Consider the following 6,352-nt stretch of genomic DNA (forward strand, 5'->3'; position numbering starts at 1 on the left):
GACTTTTGACTTTTGACTAAAACTAAGAAACCGCTTTCAATTTCTTTAAAGTTGATTTTCTAATTTTATTATCGGCGTATTTTTCTGTTACTTTAAGCTCTGTTTCATCCGTCCCTGGAAGTTCGAACATAGCATCTGTTAAAATAGCTTCGCAAAGTGAACGTAAACCACGAGCTCCCAACTTATATTCAACTGCTTTATCTACAATGTATTTCAATGCTTTTTCATTAATAGAAAACTCTATACCATCCATTTTAAACAACTTTTGATATTGTTTAATAATAGAATTTTTTGGTTCTGTTAAAATTGCTCTTAACGTTTCTGCATCTAAAGGGTTCATATGTGTTAATGCAGGTAAACGACCAATTATTTCTGGTATTAAACCAAATGTTTTTAAATCGCTAGGAATAATATATTGCAATAAATTATCTTCGTCTACTTTATCAACTTTTATAGAAGCGCTATAACCAACCGCTTGTCTATTTAATCGTTTTCCAATTAATTTATCAATTCCTGAAAATGCCCCACCAGCAATAAAAAGTATGTCTTTTGTATTAACTTCAATAAATTTTTGATCTGGATGCTTTCTTCCTCCTTTTGGCGGTACATTTACAACTGCACCTTCTAATAATTTTAATAAAGCTTGTTGCACTCCTTCACCAGAAACATCGCGTGTAATGGAAGGATTGTCACCTTTACGTGCTATTTTATCAATTTCATCAATAAAAACAATACCGCGTTCTGCTTTAGTTACATCGTAATCTGCAGCTTGCAGAAGGCGTGTTAAAATAGTTTCAACATCTTCACCAACATAACCAGCTTCTGTTAAAACTGTTGCATCAACTATACAAAAAGGTACATTTAACATTCTTGCAATTGTACGCGCAATTAATGTTTTACCTGTTCCTGTTTCTCCAACTAAAATAATGTTACTTTTTTCAATTTCAACATCATCTTCATCTTTGGTGTTTGGTTGTAATAACCTTTTATAGTGATTGTAAACTGCAACAGACATTACACGTTTTGCCTGGTCTTGTCCAATCATATATTGATCTATAAATTCCTTTATTTCTAAAGGTTTTTTTACTATCAATTCAGAAGTAAGTGAAGATGAAGAATTTTCAGCTATTTCTTCCATCACAATTCCATGTGCTTGTTCGATACACTTATCGCAAATATGTGCGTCTAAACCTGCAATCAACAAATCCGTTTCTGGTTTTTTTCTACCACAAAACGAACATTCTAAAACTTCATCTTTCGCCATTCTTTTATTCAGTTGTTTTTTACTTTCTTACTAAAATTTCATCAATCATTCCATAAGTCTTTGCTTCTTCAGCCTTCATCCAATAATCACGGTCTGAATCTCCATGAACTTTTTCCATAGTTTGTCCAGAATGTTTTGAAATTATTTGATATAATTCATCTTTCAATTTTAAAATTTCACGCGCAGTAATTTCAATATCACTTGCTTGACCTTGAGCACCACCCAACGGTTGGTGAATCATAATACGTGAGTGTGGTAACGCAGAACGCTTTCCTTTTTCACCAGCACACATTAAAACTGCTCCCATAGAAGCTGCCATTCCAGTACAAATTGTAGCAACCTCTGGTTTTATAAATTGCATGGTATCGTAAATACCTAATCCAGCATAAACACCGCCTCCAGGTGAATTTATGTAAATTGAAATATCTTTTGAATTATCTACACTTTCTAAAAATAACAATTGTGCTTGTATTATATTCGCTACATAGTCATCAATTCCAGTTCCTAAAAATATAATTCTATCCATCATTAAACGAGAAAACACATCCATTTGTGCAACGTTTAACTGACGCTCTTCAATAATATAAGGTGTTACACTGCTAACAATCTTATCGTAATACGTGCTACTAATTCCTTGTTGTTTAGTAGCAAACTTTTTAAATTCTTTTCCGTAATCCATTTTATAGTTTTATAAAATTATGGGGGTAAAGATAAGAAGTATTCATGAAATATTAAGGCTCTAACTGAAATAGTAAATTTAGAATGATTTTATATAACAGTATTTTAACAAAAAAGCGTTCTTTTTATTATGCATGCATAATATTATTAAGTACCTTTATAGTGATATTCTAAAATTAATTATTAAAATAAAAAAACATACAATGAAATCTAAATTAGTACTATTACTATTAGTTATTTTTACACTAAATAGTTATGCGCAAGAATTTGAAAATGGAACTATAGTAACTAAACATTACGACACCATTGCTAATGTGAAAATTAAAAAAATTAGCGATGCAAAAAGCCTATTACATTTAACGTATATTGATGAACAGGGTATTGAACAAAGACCTGAAATAGAAACTATTAAATGTTATAATAGAGGCGAAGACATTTTTTGTAGAATTTATAATTCTGGAGAAATGATTATGGCTAAAAAAGTTGTAATTGGAGAAAAACTAAATCTTTATGAAAGATATTATAATGGCAAAACCATTTTTTATATTGAAAAAGTGTTTGATGAATTAATTAAAATACCTTCTTCAAGCAATAAATTCAGAAAAATTATTGGCGATTTTTTAAGTGACGCTCCACAAATTGCAGCACGGATTGAAGCCAAAGAATTGGTTGATATTTTAGAAATTGTAAAACTTTATAATAAAAGTTGATTTTTTAGTTTTAGTAAAATGGGTCTGAAGGTTTTTCACTTTCAGACCCATTTTTATTTACAATTGGTTTTGATTTTAAGTATATTTGAAATTCTAAAATACAATTCCTCATGAAATTTATTGTTAAACTTAGTTTTCTTTTTATCGGATTTAACAGCATCCTGTTTGCGCAAACACACAATCCTCAATTTAATACTTTAGATGTACAACATTATAAATTAACGCTTACAGTTAATGATAGTACCAACGTGATTAATGCCGAAATGGAGGTTTCTCTCAAATTTAAAAAATCGGCAGCTAATTTTGAATTAGATTTAATTGCAAAAGATTCAACTGGAATGGGAATGAGCGTTGATAGCGTTTACCAAAACAATATTGTTGTAGATTTTAGTCAAAAAAATCATAAACTAACTATTGAGGCCAAACATGTATTTCCACGTTTACCATATACCTATAAAATAATATATAGTGGTGTTCCAAAAGATGGTTTAATAATTTCTAAAAATATACATGGCGATCGTACTTTTTTTGGTGATAATTGGCCAAACAGAGCACATAATTGGTTTCCTTGTGTAGATCATCCATCAGACAAAGCAACAATTGAGTATATAATTAAGGCTCCAAACCATTATCAGGCAATTGCAAATGGTTTTGAAGTTGAAGAAACTAATTTAAGCGAAAATCTAAAACAATATCACTATAAAACCGATGTGCCATTACCAACAAAAGTAATGGTGGTTGGCATTGCCAAATTTGCGGTGCAAAACATTGGAGAAACACATAATATTCCAGTTTCGACTTGGGTATATCCGCAAACAAAAGAAGACGGATTTAACGATTTTTCTATAGCTAAAGACATTTTAGATTTCTTTATCGAAAATGTTGGTGAATATCCATTTCAAAAATTAGCAAATGTACAATCTAAAACACGTTTTGGTGGCATGGAAAATGCAGGAAATATATTTTATTTTGAAAAATCTGTTACTGGAAATCAAGAACATAAAGATTTAATTGCACACGAAATTGCACATCAATGGTTCGGGAATTCTGCCACAGAAATAGATTGGGCACATTTATGGTTAAGCGAAGGTTTTGCAACTTATTTAACCGATTTGTACATTCTAAAGAGTGATGGCGAAGCTGCGTTTAAAAATCGTTTAAATGAAGAACGCACAAAAGTGTTGAATTTTTATAAGGTGCAACAAACTCCTGTTGTCGATTCAAAAACAACCAATTATATGAAGTTATTAAACCCAAATTCTTATCAAAAAGGAGCATGGGTTTTGCATATGCTTAAAAATAAAGTTGGTGAAGAAAACTTTTGGAAAGGCATTAAAACCTATTACGATTTTTACAAATTTAAAAACGCTTCCACAAATAATTTTAAAAATGTAATGGTTCAGGTTTCTGGTAAAAATTTAGATGTTTTTTTTACACAATGGCTTTATAAAACAGGACAGCCTAAAATAAAAACTACTTGGATTCATGGAGGAAGTAAATTGCGAATAATTGTAGAGCAACTTCAAGAAAACACTTTTCAATTTCCACTAGATATAGAACTTGTTTATTCCGATGGAACTTCAGAAGTTAAAACCATTGAGGTAACAACAAAAAAAGAACCTTTTGTAGTGTTGACTAAAGATTTGGATGTAAAAGAAATTAACTACGATCCAAATGTGAATTTACTATTTGAAATAGCTAATGATTAATAGCAATGAAATGCAAACTCTGCAATAGTAAAACAAACTTATTTTACACAAATAACCACGCTAAATATTATAAATGTGGTACTTGCGCTGCTATTTTAATGCATCCAGACTATTATCCTTCAATTAATAATGAAAAAATAAGATACTTAGAGCACAACAATAATGTAAACGATTTAGGATATCAAAAATTTGTAAATCCTATTGTAAATGCTGTTCAAGAGGATTTTAATAACACTTCTACTGGATTAGATTTTGGCTGCGGAACCGGTCCAGTTATTTCCAAATTACTACGCAACAAAAATTATAGTATTACAACCTACGATCCTTTTTTCGATAACAATCTAAACGCCTTAAAAACTACTTATAATTTTATTGTCTGTTGCGAAGTTATTGAACATTTTCACCATCCGTTGCAAGAATTTAAACGTTTAAAAACTTTATTAAAACCTGGTGGTAAATTGTATTGTATGACCGATTTGTTTTCAGAAAATATAATTTTTAAAAATTGGTATTATAAAGAAGACAATACACACGTAATATTTTATCTCAAAAACACCTTTAAATGGATTGAAAAAAATATAGGTTTTTCAAAAGTTACCGTGAATAATAGATTGATAACCTTTGAAATATAATTTAAGGTCTATATTTGCAAAAAATAAAAAAATGACTTTTTCCGATTTAAACTTAAACCGCTTTTTACTCGATGCCCTTAATGAGATGGGTTTTGAAACACCAACTCCTATTCAAGAGAAGGCTTTTAATGTAATTATGAGTAGTAGAGATATGGTTGGTATTGCACAAACCGGAACTGGAAAAACCTATGCTTATTTATTGCCAATACTAAAACAACTCACCTTTTCCGAACAAAAACATCCACGTGTTTTAATTGTGGTGCCAACAAGGGAATTGGTTGTTCAAGTAATTCAAGAGATTGAAAACTTAACTCCTTATATTAATGTGCGTTTTGCAGGAGTTTATGGAGGTACAAACTTAAATAAGCAAAAACAAGTTGTATATCAAGGTCAAGATATTTTAGTTGCCACCCCAGGTAGATTGTTAGATTTAGCACTGGATGGTATTCTAAAATTAAAACAAATTCAGAAATTGGTAATTGATGAAGTTGATGAAATGATGAATCTTGGTTTTAGAGCACAATTGATAACTTTATTAGATTTATTACCTAAAAAAAGGCAAAATATTTTGTTCTCTGCAACTTTAACAAAAGAAGTGAACGATTTACTGCACGACTTTTTTAAATCTCCAATAAAAATTGAAGTCGCTGCAAGCGGAAGTCCTTTAGATACTATAAAACAATTGGCGTATCCTGTTCCAAATTTTTACACAAAAGTTAATTTTTTAGTGCAATTACTCAAGGATAAAGAAACTTTTAAAAAAGTGTTGGTATTTGTAAAAAATAAGAAACAAGCTAATATTTTATACGAAGAATTAGAAGGTTTAATTCCGGGTGATACAAATGTAATTCACTCTAATAAAACCCAAAATTATCGTTTACGAGCTGTAACTAATTTTGAAAAAGGTTTTTTTAATGTGTTAATTGCAAGTGATATTATTGCGCGAGGTTTGGATTTTACAGATGTGAGTCACGTAATTAATTTTAATATTCCTGAAGAACCTGAAAATTATATGCACCGAATTGGTAGAACAGGTAGAGCTGAACAAGAAGGTACTGCAATTTCATTATTTAATGAAGAAGAGGCTGAATATTTAGGCGAAATTGAATTGTTAATGAATACTGAAATTGATGTTGAAGACCTTCCTGAGCATATTTTAATTTCGACACAACTGATTGATGAAGAAATGCCTAAAGTTGAACCAGAAAAAAGCAGTAGAAAAAAGACACTAACAGAACCAAGCGGTCCAGCTTTTCATGAGAAAAAAGAAAAAAATAGCAGGGTGAATTTAGGTGGTTCTTACCGAAGAGAAATTGCTAAAAAGTATAAAAAACCAAAAACCAGAGGTCAGAAACGCAA

General features: G+C 30.4%; 6 protein-coding genes. 4 read left to right on the forward strand and 2 right to left on the reverse strand.

What is annotated here, in order from left to right; translation table 11 throughout:
* Positions 1-22: 22 nt before the first annotated feature.
* Entirely contained in the window at positions 23-1,264 is a 1,242-nt protein-coding gene (gene clpX, locus AB1Z17_RS00665; RefSeq protein WP_368049864.1) for an ATP-dependent Clp protease ATP-binding subunit ClpX, read from the reverse strand.
* 19 nt (positions 1,265-1,283) lie between these two features.
* The gene (gene clpP / locus AB1Z17_RS00670; protein WP_368049865.1) at positions 1,284-1,943 is read right to left on the reverse strand and encodes an ATP-dependent Clp endopeptidase proteolytic subunit ClpP; all 660 of its coding nucleotides are present in this window, start codon (positions 1,941-1,943) and stop codon (positions 1,284-1,286) included.
* A 202-nt stretch (positions 1,944-2,145) separates the two neighbouring features.
* Here clpP and AB1Z17_RS00675 point away from each other — a divergent pair, with 202 nt between their 5' ends.
* The 4 genes from AB1Z17_RS00675 to AB1Z17_RS00690 form a co-directional block, all read left to right on the forward strand.
* Positions 2,146-2,652, forward strand: a complete 507-nt coding sequence (locus tag AB1Z17_RS00675; protein ID WP_368049866.1) for a hypothetical protein — start codon at positions 2,146-2,148, stop codon at positions 2,650-2,652.
* Positions 2,653-2,762: 110 nt separating this feature from the next.
* Positions 2,763-4,361, forward strand: coding sequence for a M1 family metallopeptidase (locus tag AB1Z17_RS00680; RefSeq protein WP_368049867.1), 1,599 nt, complete (start codon positions 2,763-2,765; stop codon positions 4,359-4,361).
* Positions 4,362-4,366: 5 nt separating this feature from the next.
* Positions 4,367-4,993 carry a class I SAM-dependent methyltransferase gene (locus tag AB1Z17_RS00685; RefSeq protein ID WP_368049868.1) on the forward strand — a complete coding sequence of 209 codons (627 nt, stop codon included), beginning with the start codon at positions 4,367-4,369 and terminating at the stop codon, positions 4,991-4,993.
* A gap of 31 nt (positions 4,994-5,024) precedes the next feature.
* Positions 5,025-6,352: DEAD/DEAH box helicase (locus AB1Z17_RS00690; RefSeq protein ID WP_368049869.1), on the forward strand; the 1,328-nt coding region annotated here is incomplete at its 3' end.

The sequence above is a fragment of the Lutibacter sp. genome, from assembly GCF_040883305.1.
Lineage (GTDB): Bacteria > Bacteroidota > Bacteroidia > Flavobacteriales > Flavobacteriaceae > Lutibacter.

What these genes read in the sequence shown, in the direction of transcription:
- AB1Z17_RS00675 (WP_368049866.1), top strand. Translation starts at nt 2,146, where the DNA reads ATGAAATCTAAATTAGTACTATTACTATTAGTTATTTTTACACTAAAT.
- AB1Z17_RS00680 (WP_368049867.1), top strand. Translation starts at nt 2,763, where the DNA reads ATGAAATTTATTGTTAAACTTAGTTTTCTTTTTATCGGATTTAACAGC.
- AB1Z17_RS00685 (WP_368049868.1), top strand. Translation starts at nt 4,367, where the DNA reads ATGAAATGCAAACTCTGCAATAGTAAAACAAACTTATTTTACACAAAT.
- clpP (WP_368049865.1), bottom strand. Translation starts at nt 1,943, where the DNA reads ATGGATTACGGAAAAGAATTTAAAAAGTTTGCTACTAAACAACAAGGA.
- clpX (WP_368049864.1), bottom strand. Translation starts at nt 1,264, where the DNA reads ATGGCGAAAGATGAAGTTTTAGAATGTTCGTTTTGTGGTAGAAAAAAA.